Annotated in this window: 23 protein-coding genes; 9 read left to right on the top strand and 14 right to left on the bottom strand. The window is 65.2% G+C overall.

Annotated features, from left to right (window positions below; genetic code table 11):
* Positions 1–77 precede the first annotated feature (77 nt).
* From AU188_RS10110 to AU188_RS10070, 9 genes are all read right to left on the bottom strand, one after another.
* Positions 78–923: a TauD/TfdA dioxygenase family protein gene (locus AU188_RS10110; protein WP_059163585.1), complete on the bottom strand. Its 846-nt coding sequence runs from the start codon at positions 921–923 to the stop codon at positions 78–80.
* A 19-nt stretch (positions 924–942) separates the two neighbouring features.
* Positions 943–1278, bottom strand: a complete 336-nt coding sequence (locus AU188_RS10105) for a hypothetical protein (RefSeq protein WP_059163822.1) — start codon at positions 1276–1278, stop codon at positions 943–945.
* Between the two features lie 2 nt (positions 1279–1280).
* Positions 1281–2540, bottom strand: a complete 1260-nt coding sequence (locus AU188_RS10100; protein ID WP_059163584.1) for an aromatic ring-hydroxylating oxygenase subunit alpha — start codon at positions 2538–2540, stop codon at positions 1281–1283.
* A gap of 30 nt (positions 2541–2570) precedes the next feature.
* Positions 2571–3314, bottom strand: coding sequence for an SDR family NAD(P)-dependent oxidoreductase (locus AU188_RS10095; protein WP_059163583.1), 744 nt, complete (start codon positions 3312–3314; stop codon positions 2571–2573).
* A 25-nt stretch (positions 3315–3339) separates the two neighbouring features.
* On the bottom strand, positions 3340–4359 hold the full coding sequence (locus AU188_RS10090; protein WP_059163582.1) for a ferredoxin--NADP reductase: 1020 nt from the start codon (positions 4357–4359) through the stop codon (positions 3340–3342).
* Positions 4360–4440: 81 nt separating this feature from the next.
* Positions 4441–4893 carry a MarR family winged helix-turn-helix transcriptional regulator gene (locus AU188_RS10085; protein ID WP_059163581.1) on the bottom strand — a complete coding sequence of 151 codons (453 nt, stop codon included), beginning with the start codon at positions 4891–4893 and terminating at the stop codon, positions 4441–4443.
* A gap of 22 nt (positions 4894–4915) precedes the next feature.
* The gene (locus AU188_RS10080; protein WP_059163580.1) at positions 4916–6178 is read right to left on the bottom strand and encodes a metal-dependent hydrolase family protein; all 1263 of its coding nucleotides are present in this window, start codon (positions 6176–6178) and stop codon (positions 4916–4918) included.
* Complete coding sequence (locus AU188_RS10075) at positions 6175–6516, bottom strand: hypothetical protein (RefSeq protein ID WP_059163579.1); 342 nt, start codon at positions 6514–6516, stop codon at positions 6175–6177. The genes AU188_RS10080 and AU188_RS10075 overlap by 4 nt, the downstream gene beginning before the upstream one ends.
* A gap of 1 nt (position 6517) precedes the next feature.
* Positions 6518–7783, bottom strand: a complete 1266-nt coding sequence (locus AU188_RS10070; RefSeq protein WP_059163578.1) for an aromatic ring-hydroxylating oxygenase subunit alpha — start codon at positions 7781–7783, stop codon at positions 6518–6520.
* 126 nt (positions 7784–7909) lie between these two features.
* Here AU188_RS10070 and AU188_RS10065 point away from each other — a divergent pair, with 126 nt between their 5' ends.
* Complete coding sequence (locus AU188_RS10065; RefSeq protein WP_059163821.1) at positions 7910–9391, top strand: aldehyde dehydrogenase; 1482 nt, start codon at positions 7910–7912, stop codon at positions 9389–9391.
* A gap of 4 nt (positions 9392–9395) precedes the next feature.
* Positions 9396–10166, top strand: a complete 771-nt coding sequence (locus AU188_RS10060) for an emopamil-binding protein (RefSeq protein WP_059163820.1) — start codon at positions 9396–9398, stop codon at positions 10164–10166.
* Here the strand turns inward: AU188_RS10060 and AU188_RS10055 are convergent.
* Positions 10153–10755 carry a TetR/AcrR family transcriptional regulator gene (locus AU188_RS10055; protein ID WP_059163577.1) on the bottom strand — a complete coding sequence of 201 codons (603 nt, stop codon included), beginning with the start codon at positions 10753–10755 and terminating at the stop codon, positions 10153–10155. The genes AU188_RS10060 and AU188_RS10055 overlap by 14 nt on opposite strands.
* A gap of 91 nt (positions 10756–10846) precedes the next feature.
* Here AU188_RS10055 and AU188_RS10050 point away from each other — a divergent pair, with 91 nt between their 5' ends.
* Positions 10847–12013, top strand: coding sequence for a spirocyclase AveC family protein (locus tag AU188_RS10050; RefSeq protein ID WP_059163576.1), 1167 nt, complete (start codon positions 10847–10849; stop codon positions 12011–12013).
* 1 nt (position 12014) lies between these two features.
* Here the strand turns inward: AU188_RS10050 and AU188_RS10045 are convergent, their stop codons facing one another.
* Positions 12015–12617, bottom strand: coding sequence for a TetR/AcrR family transcriptional regulator (locus AU188_RS10045; RefSeq protein WP_059163819.1), 603 nt, complete (start codon positions 12615–12617; stop codon positions 12015–12017).
* Between the two features lie 129 nt (positions 12618–12746).
* On the opposite strand from AU188_RS10045, the gene AU188_RS10040 reads away from it, so the two are divergent.
* Genes AU188_RS10040 through AU188_RS10030 form a run of 3 tightly spaced genes read left to right on the top strand, consistent with a single transcriptional unit; the run spans position 12747 to position 16453 of the window.
* Positions 12747–13910 carry a spirocyclase AveC family protein gene (locus tag AU188_RS10040; RefSeq protein WP_059163575.1) on the top strand — a complete coding sequence of 388 codons (1164 nt, stop codon included), beginning with the start codon at positions 12747–12749 and terminating at the stop codon, positions 13908–13910.
* An 18-nt stretch (positions 13911–13928) separates the two neighbouring features.
* On the top strand, positions 13929–14753 hold the full coding sequence (locus AU188_RS10035; protein WP_502687602.1) for a CbbQ/NirQ/NorQ/GpvN family protein: 825 nt from the start codon (positions 13929–13931) through the stop codon (positions 14751–14753).
* Positions 14750–16453 (top strand): VWA domain-containing protein, encoded by a 1704-nt coding sequence (locus AU188_RS10030; protein ID WP_082686568.1) that lies wholly within the window; start codon positions 14750–14752, stop codon positions 16451–16453. The genes AU188_RS10035 and AU188_RS10030 overlap by 4 nt, the downstream gene beginning before the upstream one ends.
* A gap of 10 nt (positions 16454–16463) precedes the next feature.
* On the opposite strand, the gene AU188_RS10025 is transcribed toward AU188_RS10030, so the two are convergent.
* Complete coding sequence (locus AU188_RS10025) at positions 16464–17210, bottom strand: alpha/beta fold hydrolase (protein WP_059163817.1); 747 nt, start codon at positions 17208–17210, stop codon at positions 16464–16466.
* 94 nt (positions 17211–17304) lie between these two features.
* Positions 17305–18483 carry an acyl-CoA dehydrogenase family protein gene (locus AU188_RS10020; protein ID WP_059163573.1) on the bottom strand — a complete coding sequence of 393 codons (1179 nt, stop codon included), beginning with the start codon at positions 18481–18483 and terminating at the stop codon, positions 17305–17307.
* A 45-nt stretch (positions 18484–18528) separates the two neighbouring features.
* Here AU188_RS10020 and AU188_RS10015 point away from each other — a divergent pair, with 45 nt between their 5' ends.
* From AU188_RS10015 to AU188_RS10005, 3 genes are read left to right on the top strand one after another with little or no spacing between them, the layout of a single operon-like run.
* Complete coding sequence (locus tag AU188_RS10015) at positions 18529–19449, top strand: NAD-dependent epimerase/dehydratase family protein (protein WP_059163572.1); 921 nt, start codon at positions 18529–18531, stop codon at positions 19447–19449.
* 12 nt (positions 19450–19461) lie between these two features.
* A complete protein-coding gene (locus tag AU188_RS10010; protein ID WP_059163571.1) occupies positions 19462–20205 on the top strand; it encodes a hypothetical protein in 744 nt (247 codons plus the stop codon).
* A gap of 12 nt (positions 20206–20217) precedes the next feature.
* Positions 20218–21186, top strand: a complete 969-nt coding sequence (locus AU188_RS10005) for an LLM class F420-dependent oxidoreductase (protein ID WP_059163570.1) — start codon at positions 20218–20220, stop codon at positions 21184–21186.
* Here the strand turns inward: AU188_RS10005 and AU188_RS10000 are convergent.
* A complete protein-coding gene (locus AU188_RS10000; RefSeq protein ID WP_286137377.1) occupies positions 21138–21560 on the bottom strand; it encodes a VOC family protein in 423 nt (140 codons plus the stop codon). The two genes, AU188_RS10005 and AU188_RS10000, sit on opposite strands and share 49 nt — an antisense overlap.
* Between the last annotated feature and the right edge of the window lie 27 nt (positions 21561–21587).

The following is a 21587-nucleotide window of genomic DNA, read 5'->3' as shown; positions in this document are numbered from 1 at the left end:
TGATTCTCATATCGGGGTATCAGATTTCCATACGGCAATGCCGTCGTCAACGACCGGTGCTGTGCAACTGCTCAGCGCTATTGGATCGGCTCGTCACCGAGCACCGTCGTGCGCAGCATCTCGCGCGGCGAATCGGGGTCGTACGGCGCCGCGCGGTGCAGCACACCGTTGTTGTCCCAGATGACCGTGTCGCCGACGGACCACCGATGGCTGTACACCAGGTCAGACCGGGTGGCACGGTCGAGCAGGTCGGCAAGCAGCGCTCGGCCCTCGTCGAGATCCATGCCGACGACGTAGTCCGCCGACGCGCCCAACACCAAGGATTTGCGGCCGCTGCGGTGTGTCCACACCAGCGGATGCTCGTGGGTGGGGCGCGCGCGCCACTTGGCCACCAGCTCCGGCGACGGATCCGGCGTGACCCGGCGCTGCGACGCCTCGAGCGAATGAACCACCCGCAGCGCTCCGAAGCGTTCCTTCTCCTCGTCACTGAACGCCTCGTACGCCGCATACGAGTTGGCGAACTCCGTCTCACCACCGCGCTCGGCCACCTGTTTGGCGGAAAGCACGGTCGCCTTCTGCGGGCACTCGCCGTTGGTCGGCGTGCAGCCGTCGATGTGCCAGTCGAACGTGGCGCGCAGGTACGCCGCGGACGAGTTCTTCGACTTGTCCAGCGTCACCGGATAGATGCCGGCCACCGGATGGTGGCCGTCGGACGAGTGGTCGATGTCGCCGAGTCGCCGGCAGAACGCCACCTGCGCCTCGGGCGTCAGGCCGAGACCCGGGAACACGAGCACGCCGTTGTCTTCCAGCGCGTCGAGGACGGCGGCGCCGAGCGCATCGTCTCCTGCCAGGGCGTCGGAATCCACCCCGAGCACCTCGGCGCCCACAGATTCGGTGAGTTTGTTGATCGTCAGCACAGTCATGGTCGTCCCGTCCTGGTCGTCACGGCACCGGCGCGCTGACGCGGTGCATCTCCGCGTCAGCGGAGTCGATGGGCTTCTGCGTACCGAAGATCTCGACGGCCATCGAGACCATGATCATCGAGTAGATGAGATGCAACAGGTTCAGCGCATCGTCGGGGACATCGTCGAGCGGAAACTTGTCGCAGTAGTCGATCGCCTCCTCGAAGCGGGGCGAGAACGCGTCGTAGAACTTCCGCATCTCCTGCATGGGCGTGCTCAGCCGCGCTTCCCACCGCTCCGGTTCCGTTGCCAGACACCACTTCTCGGCAAACGGCTCGAACTCGGCGAATGCGCTGGGCAGTCGGGTCTGCGCCATGGTCACACCCCCACCGGACTGCGCTCGTTCTTGTACTCCTCGACCCACTTGACGGCCTCGTGGTGTAGATGTCGCACGAGGATCTCCTGATCACTGAGCGGAAAGTCGTCGACCACGTCGTACTCCAACGCCGCCTGCGTTCCGCCGAGCATCCCGGCGTCCTGCAGCGCGAACTCCTTGAGCACGACCGAGGCGACCTCGTGTTCGATGCGCTCGCGCACATTGCGCGCCGGATGAAAAGCGTTGTACGCCTCGAACTTGTGGGTGTTGTGCGACGTCGGCCAGTACCGGTACAGCAGGTACCAGCCGTGGTAGATGAGGATCTCCAGGTTCGGGAAGATCTGGAAGTTGGAGATGCCCCACGGTTCGATCCCGCCCGGGTTCAGACCGGCCGACTGATGCGTCTCCGGGGTCCGCCATGGGCCGACAAGCCCACTGCGGGTGACCCTTTCGACCGGGTACATGTACTCGGGATCGAGCAGCCACCGGCGCGTGCCCGCCGTGGACACGAGGCGATGCGGACCGTCGATCTGGAAGTGCCCGCATTCGAACGTCGCATTCGGTTGCCGCACCGCGCTGGGCACCTGCTGCGAGTGCAGCGACGGCACGTGGTAGTACTCCTGGAACGCGTCGGCGAAGATCTTCCAGTTGCTGTTGTTGTGCGCTTCGAACTCGTAGCGTTCGGTCATCAGGTGGAACGGGTAGTCATCGAGCGCGGTGATCATCGGGCCGAGGAACTCGCGCAGGCTCCACCGCGGTTCGGGGTCGAAGTTGATGAAGATGAAGCCGTTCCACACGTCGCAGTGCACCGGCTTCAGCCCGTACCGCGAAGTGTCCAGGCCGAAGAACTCTCCCTCCTGCTGGACGAAGGTGAGATCGCCTTTGAGGTCGTAGCGCCACCCGTGGTACTTGCAGGTGAACTGGCGACAGGTGCCCTTGACCTCTTCATTGGGAAAGTCGTTCCACACCAGTTTGTTTCCGCGGTGCCGACAGATGTTGTAGAAGGCGCGGATCTGCTGGTCCTTGCCCTTGACGACGATCACCGACGTCCGGGCGGCGTCGATCTCCTTGGTGAAGTAGCTGCCGACCCGCGGCACATCCTCCACCCGGCCGACATTGAGCCAGGCCCGCTTGAAAACCGCTTCACATTCGAGTTCGTAGAACTCGGGGGAGATGGAATCGCGGAACGAGATCGGCCCGGTACCCAGGTCCGGATAGTGCTCGGTCCAGCTGCCCTCCGCCGGCTTAGGCCACTTCCCCATGCGAACCTCCCTGTCGTGTTTGAACTCTCATCACATCACCGACCCGCCGTTGACACCCAGAGTCTGGCCGGTGATGAAGCCGGCCTCCTCGGAGCACAGGAACCCGACGGCGGCGGCGATGTCCTCGCCGGTGCCGAGATGACCGAGCGGAACGCTTGCGGCCATCTGCTCGTTGGGCGGAAGGTGGCCGGCGGCCTGAGACTGGTGCTGCATCGGCGTCTCGATGGCCGACGGTGGAATGTTGTTGACCGTGATGCCCGCCGGACCGTATTCGCGGGCAAGCGATCTGGTCAGCGACAGCAACGCGCCCTTGGACGCGGCGTAGTGGGCCATACCGGGTGAGCCGCGCTGGGCGCTCGACGACGAGATCATCACGATGCGGCCCCAACCCGCTTCGAGCATGTCGGGCACCGCCACCTGGCAGCAGTGAAACGTTCCGGTGAGGTTCACATCGACCAGCCGTTGCCAGGCCTGCACGGTGATCTCGGTGAACGGCGCGAAGTCCACCGCGCCCGCGCTGGTGACCAGGATGTGCACCGGTCCCAATTCGGTTCGCACCTTGGCGAAGGCCTCCTCCACCGCCTGGCGGTCTCTGACATCGGCCGCGACGCCGAGCGCCGGGATGCCTTGGGCGCGCAGGTCTTCGGCGACTCGGTGCGCCGCATCGCCGTTGAGGTCGAGCACCGCGACCTTGTGTCCCCGCCTGCCGAGCTCGTGGCAGGTTGCCTCCCCCATGCCCGACGCGCCGCCCGTCACCACCGCGACCCGTGTCATCGCCTCCGCCTCATCTTGCGCACCCCTACTCGTAGATCACGTGGACTGTTCGGCTGGTCGGCAGGGACTGGCACGTCAGCACCCATCCCTCGGCCACTTCGTCGTCATCGAGCGCATCGTTGTTCAGCATCCGGGCGCTGCCCGACTCGATCCGCGCCATACATGTTCCACACGAACCGGTTTCGCATGACGACGGCGCCCGCAGCCCCGCGATGCGGGCTGTCTGCAGCAACGTGTTTCCCGCCCGGTAAGGGGCGGTGACGGTCTTGCGGTCCAGTTCGATGACCACTTCCTCGGTCTGCTCGGTGGCTTCCACCACGTCGACGGGCGCCGGCGCGACCTCGAACCGCTCGAGGTGCAACCGGTCTCGCGGAACCCCTGCCTCGAGAAGCGTCGCTTCCACGGTGTCCATGAACGGTCCGGGACCGCAGATGTAGTACTCGACGTCGCGACCGGAATCGACGAACGCCTCGACCGCGGCGCGCTGGACCACCCCGGACTCCTCGTCGAAGTGATGGGTCACCGCCAGTCGGTCGGAATTGGCATCGGCGAGCGCACTCAGCGACTCGCCGAAGATCACCGAGTCACGGCTTCGGTTGGCGTAGAACAGCTTGACGCGCCGGTCGGTGCTCACCAGCGCGAAACCGATCAACGAGAAGATGGGGGTGATACCGCTGCCGCCCGCGAAGGCCACGATGTCGCGCTCGGCCTCACCCAGGACGAAGCGGCCCTCCGGCGGCGCGGCGTGAATCTCGTCGCCGGCGGATGCGGTGTCGTTGAGATAGTTGGAGACCAGCCCCCCGGGGTCACGCTTGACGGTGATCTGCAGGTCTTCGCCGTTGTGGGGCGACGACGACATCGAGTAGCAGCGCCGGTGGTCATCCCCGGCGACTTTCACGCGCAGGGTCAGGAACTGGCCCGCTCTGTACCGGAACCGCTGCGAACAATCGGCGGGCACGTCGAGCACCAGCGACACCGCGTCACTGGTTTCGCGCACCACCCGCTTGATGCGCAGTGGCGCGAATTCGACGGCTTGTTCCGACATCACCCCCAGAGTATCAAGTACTTGTGATTGGTATCAAGGAATAGCTCACAGCCAGATCGGCTTCGGCAGCAGCCTGATCCGCTAGTCGCCGATGTGGTCGTCGACCAGCGTGTGCCCGGTGCCCTTCTCGACCACGCGCGCCAACAGGTCGCGCAACGTCTGCTGCTCTTCGGGGGTGAGCACGCCGAACACCGCCTCATGCGCGGCGATCGCGTCGCTGACGACCGCGGTGGCAACCCTGCGACCCTCGTCGGTCAGGTAGGCCTTCAAGATCCGCGCGTGCTGTGGATCGGGTTTGCGCTCGACGAACCCGCGCTGCTCGAGCGCCTTCACCGCGAGTTGCACGCCCTGCGGCGTGATCAGCAGCCGACGCGCGAGCTCAGCTCCCGAGAGCCCCGGCTCGTTCGTGAGCTGGCGCAGCACACCGATCTGCGCGGTGCTGACGCCGTGTTGGCTGACCGCGTCGTTGACTGCGGTGAGCGAGAAATACCACGCCTGCTTGAGGTGCCACAGGATGTTGTCGCCGAGCTCCATACCCAGTTCTGGGTTTGTCTCCCTAGCCACGACCCTCGCCCCCGTCGTGCTTGTAGATCTGACCGTCCTTCATCACGAACCGAACGTCCAGCGTGGTCGCGATGTCGTCGGACGGGTCGCCGGGCACGGCGATGATGTCGGCAAGGTATCCCGGTGCGAGAAGCCCCAATTCGTCGTCGGCCTCGATCAACTCGGCGCTGGTGACCGTCGCGGCCCGGATCGCCTGCATCGGCGTCATACCGCGCTCGACCAGCGCGCAGAGTTCCTTGGCGTTCTGTCCGTGCGGTATCGCGGGTGCGTCTGTGCCACAGGCGATGCGCACGCCTGCCGCGATGGCCTTGGGCAGCATGGCCTGCGCCTGGGGGAAGACCACTTCGGCTTTCTTGCGCAGCTCCGGTGCGATGCGGTCGATCGCCATGGCCTGGGTCAGGTAGGTGGTCGAGACCAGGAATGTCTGAGTGTCGGCCATCAGCTGAATGGTTTCGTCGCTGGCGAGAAATCCGTGTTCGATGCAGTCGATGCCGGCCCTGATGCAGGCGCGAACAGCGCTGTCCCCCACCGCATGCGCGGCGACCCGTACGCCGGCGCGGTGAGCCTCGTCGGCAATCGCGGCGAACTCGTCGTCGGAGTACTGCTGCGCGCCGGGCGCGGTGCTGTGCGACATCACGCCGCCGGACGCCGACACTTTGATGAGTTTGGCACCGTGCCGTACCTGATAGCGCACGCAGGCGCGGACGTCGTCGACGCCGTTGGCGATGCCCTCGGCCACCGACAGCGGCATGATGCCCGGTGCGAGTCGCTGGAACACGGTCGGATCGAGGTGCCCGCCGTACGGCGTCACGGCGTGACCGGCCGGATAGATTCGCGGGCCGACGTGCCAGCCCTGGTCGATGGCGCGCATCAGAGCGACGTCGAGCAGGTAGCCGCCGGTCTTGACCATGAGGCCGAGGTTGCGCACCGTGGTGAAACCGGCCTCAAGGGTGGTGCGGGCGTTCACCGCACCGCGCAGGGTGCGATACGCCGGATCGTCTTGTACGCCGTGCATCGGGCTGGGCAATCCCTCGGGACCGCCGGGCCCGCCGATGAGCAGGTTGAGCTCCATGTCCATCAGACCGGGCAGCAGCGTGACATCGCCCAGATCGACGATCGTCGAATTCGGCGGCAGTTCAGGCGGATTCACCGCAGAGATGCGGTTGCCCTCGACGACCACGACGGCCGGCGAACGCACCTCGCCGGCTTTGACATCGGCCCAGCGCGCGGCGCGCAGGACGGTCGGGCTGGTCACGGAACGGGTTCGGACACGCAGTCCAGCGTCGTGGCACCCGAGTCGGGCACCTTCGGTTGCTTCCAGCACTCGACCGGGAAAGACGCCTGGATCATCGAGTACAGCAGGTGCATCAGGTTGAGGACGTCCTCGGGCAGGTCGTCGAGCGAGAACTTGTCGCAATAAGCGATGGCCTCCTCTGCTCGCGCCGTGATGGCGTCATAGAAGGCCTGCAACTCCTGCATGGTGCTGGCCAGTCGCTTGGCGTAGCGCTCCGCCTCGGTCGGCAGGCACCAGTCGGAAAACTGTTCCAGGTCAGAGAATTCGGGCGGAAGTTTCGTCGTTGTCGCCGTGGTCATGTCACACCCCCGCCGTCTTGCGCTGGTAGTCGTCGACCCAGGCCGCGGTCTCCTTGTGCAGATGGCGGATCAGCACCTCCTGATCGCACAGCAGGAACTCGTCGATGACCCGCGACTCGACCATGCTCTGCGTCGCCTCCAGCGTATTCGCGTCCTGGAGCCCGTATTCCTTGAACGACACCGCAGCGAGTTCCTGGGCGATGCGCTCGCGAGGCGTTCTCGCCTGAGGGAAGTACACCGTGCCCTCGAAGAGGTGCGTGTTGTGTGACGTGGGCCAGTAGTGATATGTCAAATACCAGCCCTGGCCCCAGAACAGGATCACGAAATTGGGGAACAGCTGGAAGGAATCCAGCCCCCACGGATCGCATTTGGCCGGATTGAGCCCGACGGGCATCTCCCCCAGATCCGGTTTGTCCCAGGGCCCGAACAGGCCGCTCTGGCAGATGTCCTCGATCGGCTTGCGCATCTCGTCGGCCATCTCCCACGCCCGGATACCGGAGGTGCTGACCAACCGATGCGGCCCTTCGATGCGGTAATGCGGCGCCTCAAATCCCGCCTCGGCAGCGGCCTTCGAGTACGCGGTAGGTGACTGGTTCGCATGCAGTACGGGTGCGTGATAGAACTCCTGGAACGCGTCCATGTAGAGCTTCCAGTTGGCCTTGACTTCCGACCGGTAGTAGAACCGTGAGGTCATCTTGTCGAACGGATAGCCCTCGAGATCGGTGATCATCGGACCGAGGAACTCACGCAATGACTGCTCGGGCTGCTTGGCGAAGTTGACGAAGATGAAGCCTTCCCACACCTCGCAGTGCACCGGCACCAGACCGTAGCGGCTCTTGTCGAGGTCGAAGAACTCGCCCTCCTGCTGAACGAAAGTCAGGTTGCCGTCGAGGTCGTAGCGCCATGCGTGGTACTTGCAGGTGAACTGCCTGCACACACCGCTGGTCTCCTCCAGCGGCATGTCGTTCCACACCAGCTTGTTGCCACGATGGCGGCAGACGTTGTGATACGCCTTGATCTCGCCCGAGGTCGTGCGCACCACGATGATCGACGTGTTCACCACCTTGAGCTCTTTGGTGAAGTAACTACCTTTGCGTAAAACCTGCTCGGCGCGACCGACATTGAGCCAGGCCCGCTTGAAGACGGCTTGACGCTCGACCTCGTAGAACTCGGGGCTGATCGAGTCCTCGTAGGAGACCGGCTCCGTTCCCAGCTGCGGGTAGTGCTCTGTCCAACTGCCTTCCGGGGGTTTGGGAAAGCGAGCCATCGGCTTCTCCTGTCATTGCTTTTCGGCATTCGGCGGGAGCCTGATAAACCGACGATATATGCTGACGCAGGCAATCACAAGTAGTTGATATTGCTCCGTGAGTCGGTGCCGAAAGGAGTCGGGCAGGTGCATTCGGATGAGCTGTTCATCGGTGGCAAGTGGTCGCAGGCGAGCACCGGACAGCGCATCCAAGTCGTCTCCCCGCACACCGAGGAACCTTTGGCGGAGGTGGCTGCTGCCGGCCCCGAGGATGTCGACAACGCCGTGACCGCCGCACGGTCGGCCTTCGACACCGGCCCCTGGCCGCGACTGGACCCCGCCGAACGCATCGCCGCGTTGCGGCGACTCGCCGCCCTCTACGGCGAACGTCGCGCCGAGATTTCCGAGGTGATCACCTCGGAAATCGGCGCGCCGATCAGCTTCGCGCAACGGGCCCAGGTCGGATTGCCCGCGATGATGATGACCGCGTTCTGCAACCTGGCCGAGACGTATCCGTGGCGTGAGGTACGCCCGGGAATGTACGGCGCGGACATCCACATCCGCCGTGAACCGGTCGGCGTCGTCGCCGCGGTCGTGCCGTGGAACATGCCGCAGTTCCTCATCGTCACCAAGCTCATCCCCGCGCTGCTCGCCGGCTGCAGCGTGGTCCTCAAGCCGGCGCCGGAATCACCACTCAACGCGCTGCTACTGGCCGAGATGATCGCCGAGTCGGACCTACCACCGGGCGTGGTGAGCGTGCTGCCCGGCGACGGATCGATCGGCGATTATCTGGTGAGACATCCTGGCGTGGACAAGGTTTCGTTCACCGGGTCGACGGCCGCGGGCCGGGCGGTCGCCGCGGCCTGTGCGGCCGACCTGAAGCGCGTCAGCCTCGAACTCGGCGGCAAGTCCGCCGCAATCGTGCTCGACGATGCCGACGCCGCCACCGTAGCCGCCGGGGTGCGCTCGGCGAGCCTGAGCAACAGCGGCCAGATCTGCAACGCGCTCACCCGCATCCTGGTGCCGGCCGGCCGCGCTGACGAATTCACCGAGGCGCTGGCCGCCGAGATGGCGTCACTGGTGGTCGGCGACCCGACTGCTGCGGCCACGCAGGTCGGTCCGCTGGTGGCCCGACGCCAGCAGGAGCGGGTGCGCGGCTACATCGACGCCGGGCAAGCCGAGGGCGCGCGCCTCGTCGCCGGTGGCACCGCGATGCCCGACGGTCTCGACAAGGGGTGGTACGTGCGTCCCACCCTGTTCGCCGACGCGACGAATTCGATGCGTATCGCGCGCGAGGAGATCTTCGGTCCGGTGCTGACGGTCATCCCCTACCGCGACGAGGGCGAGGCCGTGGCCATCGCCAACGACTCCGAGTACGGACTGGCGGGGTCGGTGTTCACCGACGACACCGAGCGCGGACTCGACGTCGCCGCCCGTATCCACACCGGCACCTTCGGCGTCAACCAGGGTTACACGATGGACCCGTTCGCGCCCTTCGGCGGGGTCAAGGGCAGCGGCTACGGTCGCGAACTCGGTCGCGAAGGCATCGACGGCTACACCGAGACCAAGTCGATCTCCGTTGCGGCAAAACAAGATGCGGGCGCAGCGGCCGCCGGCAAGGGAGCGTGACGCCATGACGACACTGGAAACCCGCGAACCGAACTTCGCCCGACCGGTCGCACCGCACCGCGGTCGGATATATCTCGGCGTCGGACTACTGACGGGCATGGTGTTTCTGGTGATGACGTTCGGGGTCGAGTTCAGGCTCATCACACCCGATTTCACCTCGGACGTCGTCGCAAACCTGCTCTTCGGCATACCCGTGATCCTGGTGCCCCTCATCATCCTGTGGGACGCGCCCGGCGAGAACCGGACTCGGCTCGACAAAGCCGCGGAGCTGACGCTGTTCTACCTGCCCTATAGCGCCTGCAGCCAGATCGGCTACGAGTTGATGTTTCTCATCGGCCACCCGCTGGGTTGGTGGACACCGACCACGGACCCCGGCTGGAAATGGCTGTGGTGGCAGTACGCGCTGGCCGACACCCGCTACGTCAGCGGCAACCCGTGGATCTTCGCGCTGGAGGTGGTCGGTGTGACCACCGGTGTCTTCGTGTTCGTCATGTGGACGAGGCTGATCAAGGTCGGTCTCAGCACGGAGACGCGAATCCGTTGCCTGTGGGGCGCGTTCGCCGGCTGCGCGATCTTGATGAGCAGCACCGCCGTGTACTTCCTGGCCGAGGTGGCTGCGGGCTTCGAGAACATCGGCCAGGGCGCTTACGGCCTGGGCTTCAAGTTCATCGCCGAGAACGTCCCATTCATCGTGCTGCCGCCGCTGGTCCTGTACTCGATCTACCTACAGGTGGACTACCTGACGCGGCGGGCCGGCAGGCTCACGGCAACTTGATCGCCGACACGTACATCTCGATGACCGGCCGGTAGAGGTCGACGTCGTCGAGTTCGCTACCGAGCACGACCGAGTCACTGGTCGCCACGAGTATCTGCGCAAAAGTCAATGGCGGAATCAGCAACGCTCCTCCGAGCCTGTCGATGCCTTCGACGATGAACCTCGCGAGCGCCTCGACGACCTCTGACCTCTTCTCCGCCACCCGCGCGCGGATGTCGGGGTTGCGTAGGAGGTAGAGCGCAAACTCGTGGCCCAGCGCGGCGTGCTCGGCACCGCGGTCACGGCTGAGTTGGCGCCAGCGCGCCGCGATCTCGTCGAGCTCGCGTGACCCTATCTGCTCCGCCGAGGACATCACGTCGGCGAAATTGTCGAAATAGCGGCGCCAGTACCGGTCGCTCACTGCCAGGAAGAGATCCTCCTTCGTGGCGAAGTGCTTGTAGATCGCACCTTTGGTGTAGCCCGCGGCGTGCGCGATGTCGTCGAGAGTTGCTGGAGCAAAGCCCTTTTCGGCGAACACGTCCTCGGCGGCGTCGAGGAGTAGTGAGCGCGTGTGCTCGAGACGTCGTTCCCGTGTCCACCGCTCGACCATGAAAAAATTCTGCCACAGATTCTGAGAATCTTATTGGCTACCAAGATACTGGCTGGTATCTTTCGACGAACGCAGACCTCCAGGAGGCGTCATGAGCGATCTGTCGGACAAGAAGCCTGCCGTGACCGAGTCGGCCACGAAGGTCTCCGACCTCGGAACCTCGACCCAACGGCCGAGCAACGTGGTCAAGATCTGGGCCACCATCGGCGGCGCCATCCTGCTGCTGCAGTTGTACGTGTGGACCAGGTGGATCACCGGGCCCTATTTCGAACGGGTGCCCGGCGGCCCCTCCGATCCACCCCTGTACATGAAGATCCCGCTCATCTTGAACATGGTCGTCGTCTGCGTGGGTTTCCCGATCGCGGTGTGGTGGTTCATCATCCGGCCGTGGATGCGCGAACGCCGAATCACCCTGGACGGCATCCTCCTGGTTTCCATGGGACTCATGTTCTTCCAGGATCCGTTCCTGAACTACATCAACACCTGGTGCACCTACAACAGTTGGCTGCCGAACTTCGGCGCGTGGACACCGTACGTGCCCGGATGGGTCTCACCCGACGAGCCGGGCCGGATGGTGCCGGAACCTATTTTCACGAACTCACCCGGTTACGCCGCCGGTGTTCTCATGCTGACCATCCTCGGATGCTGGGTCATGCGCAAGATCAAAAACCGCTGGCCGAACATCAGCAATCTGCGGCTGATCCTCGTCACCTATTTGGCGGCGTTCTTACTCGATTTCGTCATGGAAGGCCTGATTCTGCTGCCCACCGGGCTGTACTCATATCCCGGTGCCATTCGTGAGCTGTCATTCAACGCAGGCACCTACTACCAGTGGCCCGTCTATGAGGGCATGATGTGGGCCGGCGTCCAGACGGCCATGTGCTGTCTGCGCTTCTTCACCGACGACCGTGGCCGCACTGTTGTCGAGCGTGGATTGGACCATGTGCGAGGCGGTTTCGTCGCGCAACAACTGACCCGCTTTCTGGCGATTTTCGCCGCGATCAGCGCTTGCTTCTTCTTCTTCTTCAACCTTCCGATCCAATTCTTCGCCCTGCATCCTGACCCCTGGCCCGAGGACACCCAAAAGCGTTCCTACTTCATGAACGGGCTCTGCGGCGAGGGCTCCGATGTGCCATGTCCCGATCCGGTGCTGCCGTTCCCGACACGAGAGTCCGGCTTCATCAACACCGAGGGTGAGCTCGTCCTACCGGAAGGCGCGCAGATTTCCGAACCCGTCCCCTTCGAACGAGGGGAATGACTCAACCCATCTTGACGGCGGACACGTACATCTCGACCATGGCCGGGTAAAGGTCGATGTCGTCGAGGTGGCTGCCCAACTCGATGGCGTCCGTCGTGGCGATGATGATGTGCGCGAACGTCGTCGCAGGGATCAACAGCGTCGCGCCCAGACTGTCGATGCCCTCGACGATGTAGCGGGCGAGCTGGTCGACGACCTCAGAACGCTTGGCGGCCACCCGTTCCCTTGCCTCCGGGTTGCGCAGCAGGTACAGGTTGAACTCCAGGCCCAGTGCCGCGTGTTCGGCGCCGCGGTCGCGGCTGAGCTGGCGCCAGCGGTCGGCGATGTCTTCGAGTTCGCGCGCTCCGATGTGGTCCGCCGACGACATCACCTCGGCGAAATTGTCGAAGTACCGGCGCCAGTACCGGTCGCTGGCGGCCAGGAAGAGGTCTTCCTTGGTGGCGAAGTATTTGTAGATGGCGCCTTTGGAGTATCCGGCCGCCTTGGCGATGTCATCGAGAGTTGCTGATATGAAGCCTCTTTCGGCGAACACCTGCTCTGCGGCATTCAGCAGCAACGAGCGCGTGCGCTCGAGGCGCCGCTCCCGCGTCCAACGCTCAACCATGCCGCCATCTTGCCACAATTTTGACTCCTTGGTCATTCAGATACTGACTGGTATATTTTCGGCGCATCAGCCACTGCCGGGAGGAGCGCTGGGGTCCATGCGAGCGACAGATGCAGAGGAGACGGTGCGGTGAGCGATCTTTCAAGCAAAAACACGCCCGTTCTCACCGAATCGTTGAGCCAGGCGGCGCTCAACACGCAGCCTCAATCGAAGATCCCTGCGGTGAAGATCTGGGCCACCGTCGGCGGCCTGATTCTCGCGCTCCAGCTGTTCGTGTGGGGCAAATGGGTCACCGGGCCCCACTTCGAACGGGTCCCCGCGGGGCCGACCGATCCGCCGACGTTCATGAAGGCGATCCTGTTCACCTGGACCGCCGTGATCGTGATCGGCATGCCAATTGCCATCTGGTGGTTCCTCATTCGGCCGTGGCGTCGGGAGCGGCGGATCACCCTCGACGGCATGCTATTCGTGTCCTGCGGCCTGCTGTGGTTCCAGGACCCCCTGTTGAACTACTTCAACACGTGGAGCACCTACAACACCTGGATGTGGAACATGGGCTCCTGGGTCCAGGACATTCCGGGTTGGGTGTCGTACGGGGAACCGGGCGCGATGATGGCCGAGCCCGTCTTGATGAACGCCCCGGGTTACTTCTTTGTCCTGCTGTGCACCATGCTCGGCTGCTGGGTCATGCGCCTGGCCAAGAAGCGGTTCCCCAACATCAATACCTTGGGCCTCATCGGCGTGGTGATCGCCTGGACCTTCGTCTTCGACTTCGTCATCGAGGGCCTGTTCCTCATGCCGATGGGGCTGTTCACCTACCCCGGCGCCATTCAGGCGCTGTCGGTCAATGCCGGCACCTACTATCAGTGGCCGCTGTACGAGGGCCTCATGTGGGGCGGTGTGCAGGCGGGCCTCTGCTGCTTGCGCTACTTCACCGACGACCGTGGCCGCACGTTCGTCGAGCGTGGACTCGACCGCGTGCGAGGGGGTTTCGTCCGGCAGCAGCTCACCCGCTTCCTGGCGATCTTCGCCGCCTGCAGCGCCTTCTTCTTCGTGTTCTACAACATTCCGGCACAGTTCTTCGCCATGCACCAGGACCCCTGGCCGGAGGACATCCTGAAGCGCTCGTACTTCCTGATGGGCATCTGCGGTGAAGACACCGATCGGCCGTGCCCCGATCCTGCGCTACCGATGCCCCTGACGAATTCCGGGTACATCAACCACGACGGTGAGCTTGTCCTACCCGAGGGCGTCGAGCTTCCTAAGAACGTTCCGCTAGAGCGAGGAGAATAAATGCACAACACTGCGGTTATGGCCGACATCTCGAACCCGCCGTTCTACCGGGCGGTCGGCGACGAGGTGGAGGTCTTCCGCGCGGCGGCCCGCCGAGGGTTGCCGGTGCTGTTGAAGGGCCCTACCGGTTGCGGGAAAACACGATTCGTGGAGGCGATGGCACATGCGCTGGGCCGGGATCTGATCACCGTTGCCGGCCACGAGGACATGACGTCGGCGGACCTGGTCGGCCGATTCCTGTTGAAGGGCGGTGAAACGGTCTGGGTGGACGGGCCGTTGACCCGCGCGGTGCGCGAGGGTGCGATCTTCTATCTCGACGAGGTGGTCGAGGCGCGCCAGGACACCACCGTGGTCATCCATCCGCTCGCCGATCACCGTCGTGAGCTGCCTGTCGACCGGCTCGGCACCACGCTGCAGGCGGCGCCCGGATTCCAATTGGTGATCTCCTATAACCCCGGATACCAGAGCGTGCTGAAGAACCTCAAGGAGTCGACCCGCCAGCGGTTCATCGCCATCGAACTCGGCTACCCGTCCCCCGAGGTCGAGACGGAAGTGGTGGCGTACGAAGCCGGGGTCGACACCGAGACCGCGCGGGCGTTGGTCAAACTTGCCTACGCGATCCGCAACCTGGACGGCTCACCGCTGCGCGAAGTGGCCTCCACCCGCATGCTGATCCTCGCCGGCGGCCTCGCGGCAGAGGGGCTGAACCTGCGCAGTGCCGTTCACGCGGCCGTCGTCGAGGTGCTGTCCGACGACCACGACGTCATCCGCGCACTCGACGAACTCGTCAATACCGTTCTGCCTCGGAGCCGCAGCGGCGGCGACATTCAACCTCGGACGTGACCGCCATCTCGGACAACCCTGACCGGTTTCGGTTCCTCGCCACCTATATCGCGGGCCGGTCGGTCGACGTCACCGAGGCGCCGGCCGGCCAGCCCGCGCATACGAACGGGCAGTTCATCTTCGTCTCGGCCGGTGCTTCCGTCGCCGAGCAGCGCCGCGAAATGCTGGTTCAGGCGGCCCTTCTCGGCGCGGGCAGCCTCGATCCGCGACTGGTGAAGGGATTGCGGGCGCGGGCCACGGTGGCGCGCCGCTACCTGGCACTCGAGGGCCATCGGGTTCTCACCGAACTCGCCCAACAGATTCCGCTCGATGCCGCGCTCCTCCCCGATGGCGGGCCCGGTACCGCGACCCCCGACGAGTCGCTCGAAGTGGCCAAGGGCCGCGCCGAAGTCGCCGACCCACCGGAGTGGTTCGGGGTCATCAAGCCGTCCCGGTTGCTGGGATCCTCCGCTGGCCCCGGCGGGCAGGCCACCAACAAGGACCTGCAACTGCAGTTCGAACCCATCGACATGCCGGAGTCGGGGGACGACGACGAAGACGACGAAGACGACGGGCCCTCTGATGAGAGCAAGATCCTCAAACTGTTTCAGAGTCCGTTGTTCAACAACCAAACGTTGTCGGACTACTTTCGAAAGATGTTCGGCGGTAAGCGTTCCGAGAGCGAGGCCGCCGCGGGTGCCGAGATGACGGTCCGCTCGGTACGGCGGGTGCAGGAGATCGGACCGAATGCCCGCCCGCTGCCCACCCGGATCCAGTTCACTGACGACGGCAAGCCCGGCGCAGCGTTGGGCGTGGGTGGCGCGCTGTATCCGGAGTGGGACGTCTTCAACGACCGCTACAAGCCCGACTGGTGCCGCGTCATCGACTTTCCGCTGACCGTCTCCGCCGACGTCTCCGACGCCGGGGTCGCGCACGACGACGTGCTGCGTCGGCGCCTGGCCCGAGTCGGACTCGGCCCGAAGGTCCTTCGCGGCCGCGCCGATGGAGACGACCTCGACATCGAGGCGCTCATCGACCTTTTCGTCGATCTGCAATCCGGCTTCTCCTCGCCCGAGCACGTCTACCTGGAGCGGCGCAAACTCGCACGCAACCTCGGCGTGCTCATCCTGATCGACGCCTCCGGGTCCGCAGTCGACGCCGATCCGGAGGGCCTCGCGGTGCACGACCACCAGCGACGGGCGGCGGCCACCCTGGCCGTCACCCTGGAAGAACTCGGTGACCGCGTCGCCGTCTACGCGTTCCGTTCACAGGGCCGCCACGCCGTGCACTTGCCCGCCATCAAAACGTTCGACCAGAGTTTCGGCGCGGTCGGGCGGGCCCGTCTCAACCAGCTTGAGCCGGCGAGCTACACCCGCCTCGGCGCGGGGATCCGTGGTGCGGGCGAGGTTCTCAAGAACGAGGCCGGCACGCCGAACCGGCTGCTGCTCGTGCTGTCGGACGGCTTTCCCTACGACGACGGCTACGAGGGTCGTTACGCGGAAGCCGACGCCCACAAGGCCCTCGAAGAGCTCCGCGCCGACGGCGTTGCGTGCCTGTGCCTGTCTCTGGGCTCTTCCACCGAATCCGATGTGCTCGAACGCGTCTTCGGTTCCGCCAGCTTCGCGAGCGCGCCGACGCTGGCCGAGCTGAGCCCACAGATGGACGAGTTGTTCATGTCGGCGCTCGCCGAACTGGCCGCGCCGAAACCCTCCCGGGTGTAGATCGGCGCCGCTAGTCCAGCGAGCTCCAGAACCGATTCAACGCAGCGGCACCTCGGGCCGGGTCCTCCACCATCCACCAGTGTCCCAGCCCGTCGAGCACCTCGGTGCGGGCGCCTGCTCGATCGGCCGCCCGGCGCCGCATCTCGTCGGATCCGACGTAGGGATCCTCGGTGGCCGACAGCGACAGTCCTGGGCGGGCGGCGGCGTTTTCGAGTGCCCGTCCCGCATCGGCCAGCGCCGGTTGGCGTGCCGAGCGGTATAACGCCAGGATCGCCTTGGCCATTTCGGGACCCTGCGCTGCGGCAAACGAACTCGCGACGCCGGCGGGTATGCCGAACTCGGTCAGTTGTTGCGCCCGGTCCTCAACCGAAGACGCGATCATCGCCTCGACCACCTGCTCGCCGGCCTCCGGAGTCTGGAAGATCTGCGCCATGTCGTGCCACACGTAGTCCGGATCGAACATGCCAACGGTGTCGCTGGCCCAGCTCCGCACCAGATCGGGTCGATGCATCACCGCAATGACGACATGCAGGCCGCCCCAATCGTGTCCGACGAGATCGACGGGTTGATTGATGCCGACCAGCTCGTTAACGAGCCAATCACGGTATGCAAGATAGGTCGCCGGAAATTCGCTCGGCAACGGGGCGCCGAATCCTGGCGGAGACAGTCGCACCACATCCGTGCGCCCCAGGGCGTCAACGAGCGGTCCCCAAACCGCATCGGTCTCCGGATTGCCATGGACCAGAACCACAGTCACGCTCACCATCCTCGCATGTCGTCCGGCGATCGATTGTGAATCTGGCGACGCAAATCGCCTTCAAGCGTCGTCAGATTCACAATCGAGGCTGCGCTCAGCGTGCGGGCAGGCCGAGGACCCATTGGGCGATGATGTTGCGCTGGATCTCCGACGTGCCGCCGGCGATCGTTCCCGCGTACGTGCTGACGTAACGGGCGAACCAGCTCGCGGTGAAAAGATCTGGCGCGTAGGGGTTGTCCGGAGCGGTCAGCGCGGGATTGGTCAACCCGTCGGCACCCGCCGCCTCGAGCGCATGCCTCATCGCGTTCTGCTCGGCCTCTGAACCGAGCACCTTGAGCACTGAAACGGCGGGAATGTCGCGCTCGCCGCGCGCGGCCTGACCCAGCGCTTTGGACCCGAGCAACCTCAGCGCCTGGTAGTCCATCGCGATGGTCGCGTACCGGTCCCGGTTCACCGCCCCGACCGGGCGGAAGTCCTCGAGGAGCTGGTTGAGCCGGTTGGCGAACGACATCCACATCATGGTGCGCTCGTGACCCAGCGACCCGTTCGCGACGCGCCACCCCTCGTGCAACGGACCGACGAGGTTGTCGGCCGGCACCCGCACGTCGGTGAAGAACACCTCGTTGAAGTCAAGACCCTCGCGGTCGTGCACCGACGCGAACGGTCGACACGTCACACCGGGGGTGTCGGTCGGTATCAGCAGTGCACTGATTCCCTTGTGCTTGGCCGCATCCGGATCCGTGCGCACGAACGCCAGGATGACGTCGGCGTCGTGGGCGCCCGACGTCCACACCTTCTGGCCGTTGACGACGAAGCCGTCGTCGTCGACCGTCGCGCGGGTGGCCAGACCCGCTAGATCGGAACCCGCGCCCGGTTCACTCATGCCCAGTGACGCGGTCATCTCTGCGCGCAGTATCGGCACCGCCCACCGTCGCTTCTGGTCCTCGGTGCCGAAGGACAGCAGCGATGCGGCGATGATGCCGACGCCCTGCGGATTGAACGCGTGATAGATCCGCCGTCGCGACAGTTCCTCGCGATGCACGAACTGCTGCAGGATGCCCGCGTTACGACCGCCGAACTCCGGCGGGTTACCCGGCAACAGCCAGCCGTGGTCGAACTGCACCTGCTGCCATCGGCGGGCCCAACCCGGGACATGCGACGTCGACCGCGACCGTTCGGCGGCCGCCTCCGCCTCGGCGGGCAGGTGCTCGTCGAGGAACGCGATGAACTCCGCGCGGAAGGCTTCGACGTCGGCGTCGAACGTGAGTTGCACGCAACCGAGGATATCAAGTACTTAACATTTGCGGTCCGGTGCGCTATGACTGAAGGGATGCTCGACGCGGAGAAGATTCTCATCACCGGCGCGACCGGCAAGATCGCGTTTCCCATCGCACGCGCTCTCGCACAGCGCAACGAGGTGTGGGGCGCGGCCCGACTGAGGAATCCGGGCGACCGCCAGAAGCTGACCGCGGCCGGCATCACCCCGGTCGCCCTCGACATGAGCATCGGGGACTTCTCCGCGCTGCCCGACGACTTCACCTACGTGTTCCATGCCGCGGTCGACACGGGCCAGGGCGACTGGCCACGATGCGTCGACACAAACGCGCAGAAGTCCGGCGACCTGCTGTATCACTGTCGCGCCGTGAGGGGCTTCGTCTTCTGTTCGACCGGTTCCGTCTACGGCTATCAGGGGCGGCGTCCGCTGCGGGAATCCGATCCCCCGGGCGTACCGCTGCGCGCGAACTACAGCTTCTCCAAGATCGCCGCGGAGGCGGTGTGCACGTGGATCGCCAAGCAATATGGCATACCGCTGACCATCATCCGCATCTGCTCCACCTATGGTCCCGAAGGCGGCGCACCCGCCGACCGGCTGGAGATGATGTTGGCCGGCAAGCCGATTCGGTTGTACCCGGACAAGCCGAACAACTACAACCCCATCTTCGAGGACGATTACGTCGAGCTGGGCATCCGTGCCATGGAGGTCGCCGACACGCCGCCGATCGTGGTCAACTGGGCGGGCAGTGAGACCGTCAGCGTCGAGGAGTACTGCGCGTACATGGGCGAATTGGTGGGTGTCGAGCCGCAGTTCGACTACACGCCCGAGGCGCACACCCCGCTGTGGCCCGATGTCACTTACATGCACGAGGTGTTGGGTTCGACGAAAGTGCCCTGGCGCGAGGGCTTCCGGCGGATGATCGAGGCACGACGCCCGGAACTCCTTCGCCCGGCCACGAGCTGAAGGGAACAGCCGATGCAGTTACCCGGCACACCGTCCGACGAGGTGCCCGACGTCCTCGCCGAAGGCCGGGGCGAGGTCAGCACGTTGTTCGTGTCGATGGCCAGGCGGCATCCCGACGGAGCCGACGCCGACTATCTGCGCTGGCACACCCTTGACCATCGACCCGAGCAGCACCGGCTCGCCCAGGTTCGGGCGTCGCTGCGGCTGGTGTCGACGCCGGAGTGCCGTTCGGCGCGGGCGTACAGCCGTGGCCCTTACGACGAGATCGATCACGTGATGACGTACTTCTTCACCGATCCCGGTGGGATGGAACCGTTTCTGGCCCTGTCGAAGGCGCTCGGTGACGCGGGACGCAAGCTGCCCCTGCTGCCGCCGGTCGAACGCGGCGTCTACGAGGTCGGTCAGAAGGCGGCGGCGCCGCGCGTCAAGGTCGGCGCCGACGTTCTGCCATGGTGGCCCGTTCGCGGCGTGTACCTGGTGCTGGAATCGACCGCTTCGGCACCCACGGATCTCGTCGACGTCGACGGAGTCGCCGGGGTGTGGTCAGCGACCTCGCTGTCCGTCGACGAGCGATTGGCCAGTGCGCAAGCGGGCCAGGTGATCTCGTACTGCTTCCTCGACGACGACCCGGTCGTCACCGCGGAAAGACTGAGACCGGTGCTCGTCAAGCGGTGGAGCAACGCGGGGTACGAGCCAATTTTCGCGGCACCGTTCCACCCCGTCGTGCCATACGAATGGGACCGCTATGTACCGTGACCGGAGGTTTGAATGCGCGTCGGGTTGATGGTCGGCTCCGACAAGGAACGTCCGCGCGCGGACCGGCTGACCGGGTTGCTCGACGACGGAAAAGCCGCTGAACGCCAGGGATTCGCGTCGTTCTGGATGCCGCAGGTGCCCGGCTACCTCGACGCGATGACGGCGGTGGCACTGCTCGGCCAGGTCACCGACCGCATCGAGATCGGCACCGCGGTGGTACCGATCCAGACCCGCCATCCGCTGATCATGGCGCAGCAGGCGCTGACCACCCAGGTGGCCTGCGAGGGCCGCTTCACACTGGGCGTCGGGCCGTCGCACCACTGGATCATCTCCGACCAACTCGGCCTGCCCTACGACCGCCCCGCCCGTGTGGTGCGCGACTACCTCGACGTGCTCGCCGCCGCCTTCGCCGGTCCCGGCGCGGTCGCCATCGACAACGACTCGTACCACGTACACAGCCCGATCGATGTGACCGATGCATTCGAGATGCCGGTGCTGGTGGCCGCTCTCGGTCCCACGATGCTGCGGATCGCCGGGGAGCGCACCGGCGGCACGATTTTGTGGATGGCGGACGAAAGGGCGATCGGCGATTACGTGGTACCAGCCATCACCAAAGCCGCGAAGGAGGCCGGTCGTAACGGAATCCGCGTGGTGGCAGGCGTTCCCGTCGCGCTGTGCTCGGCGGGCGAGGTCGACGACGCCCGCGCGTATGCCAGCGAGGTGCTGGGGCACGCCGACTTCTCCCCCAACTACGTCCGCCTGCTCGAACACGGCGACGCCGAGGACGTCGGCGACACCATGGCGGCGGGCGACGAAGCCACTGTCGCGGCCCGGCTGCGCCGATATCGCGACGCCGGCGTCACCGACCTCGCGGCGCGAATCGTCCCGTTGGGGCAGGACCCCGAGGCTCGACGCGCATCCCGCACCCGGACTCAGGAGTTCGTCGCGTCGTTGTCCACCGAGTTCGCATCCGGCGCATAGCTTCCCATGAACTCCATGGGCACCCCGCCAATCGTGCAGAAGAACAGGTCGACTCCCGGCACGCCGGTGTCGAGCATGGTCACGTCGCTGGCGAAGACGCTGGCCTTCTCGCGCGTGTCACCGAAGTCGTCGGTCATGAAGGACAGCGCCGCGAGCCCTTCGGGCACCAGCGTACGTAGGTGCTCGGGCACGTCGAGCACCTCGAGTAAGCCGGCGTTGCCACCGCCCAGCATCGTCACGCCTGCCCCGTCCGACGGCGGCCATCCCAGCGTCTGCTCGAGCACCTCACCCGGTACATGCATCTGGAACTGAACTGTCATTCCGACCACGTCGGTCAGGAATGCGGTGAGGGTCTGAGCGGAATGGCTCCGCATGACGACATGGTGCAGCGAATTCGGCAT

Source organism: Mycobacterium sp. IS-3022 (assembly GCF_001500065.1).
Taxonomy (GTDB): Bacteria; Actinomycetota; Actinomycetes; order Mycobacteriales; family Mycobacteriaceae; genus Mycobacterium.
The sequence above is the reverse complement of the archived record's forward strand: the minus strand, read 5'-3'. Positions and strand labels throughout refer to the sequence as shown.

Coding starts and splice junctions, on each gene's coding strand:
- AU188_RS10035 (WP_502687602.1), top strand. CDS start 13,929: ATGGCCGACATCTCGAACCCGCCGTTCTACCGGGCGGTCGGCGACGAG.
- AU188_RS10045 (WP_059163819.1), bottom strand. CDS start 12,617: ATGGTTGAGCGTTGGACGCGGGAGCGGCGCCTCGAGCGCACGCGCTCG.
- AU188_RS10005 (WP_059163570.1), top strand. CDS start 20,218: ATGCGCGTCGGGTTGATGGTCGGCTCCGACAAGGAACGTCCGCGCGCG.
- AU188_RS10000 (WP_286137377.1), bottom strand. CDS start 21,560: ATGCGGAGCCATTCCGCTCAGACCCTCACCGCATTCCTGACCGACGTG.
- AU188_RS10090 (WP_059163582.1), bottom strand. CDS start 4,359: ATGTCGGAACAAGCCGTCGAATTCGCGCCACTGCGCATCAAGCGGGTG.
- AU188_RS10015 (WP_059163572.1), top strand. CDS start 18,529: ATGACTGAAGGGATGCTCGACGCGGAGAAGATTCTCATCACCGGCGCG.
- AU188_RS10010 (WP_059163571.1), top strand. CDS start 19,462: ATGCAGTTACCCGGCACACCGTCCGACGAGGTGCCCGACGTCCTCGCC.
- AU188_RS10060 (WP_059163820.1), top strand. CDS start 9,396: ATGACGACACTGGAAACCCGCGAACCGAACTTCGCCCGACCGGTCGCA.
- AU188_RS10070 (WP_059163578.1), bottom strand. CDS start 7,783: ATGGCTCGCTTTCCCAAACCCCCGGAAGGCAGTTGGACAGAGCACTAC.
- AU188_RS10100 (WP_059163584.1), bottom strand. CDS start 2,540: ATGGGGAAGTGGCCTAAGCCGGCGGAGGGCAGCTGGACCGAGCACTAT.
- AU188_RS10085 (WP_059163581.1), bottom strand. CDS start 4,893: ATGGAGCTCGGCGACAACATCCTGTGGCACCTCAAGCAGGCGTGGTAT.
- AU188_RS10110 (WP_059163585.1), bottom strand. CDS start 923: ATGACTGTGCTGACGATCAACAAACTCACCGAATCTGTGGGCGCCGAG.
- AU188_RS10075 (WP_059163579.1), bottom strand. CDS start 6,516: ATGACCACGGCGACAACGACGAAACTTCCGCCCGAATTCTCTGACCTG.
- AU188_RS10095 (WP_059163583.1), bottom strand. CDS start 3,314: ATGACACGGGTCGCGGTGGTGACGGGCGGCGCGTCGGGCATGGGGGAG.
- AU188_RS10105 (WP_059163822.1), bottom strand. CDS start 1,278: ATGGCGCAGACCCGACTGCCCAGCGCATTCGCCGAGTTCGAGCCGTTT.
- AU188_RS10050 (WP_059163576.1), top strand. CDS start 10,847: ATGAGCGATCTGTCGGACAAGAAGCCTGCCGTGACCGAGTCGGCCACG.
- AU188_RS10055 (WP_059163577.1), bottom strand. CDS start 10,755: ATGGTCGAGCGGTGGACACGGGAACGACGTCTCGAGCACACGCGCTCA.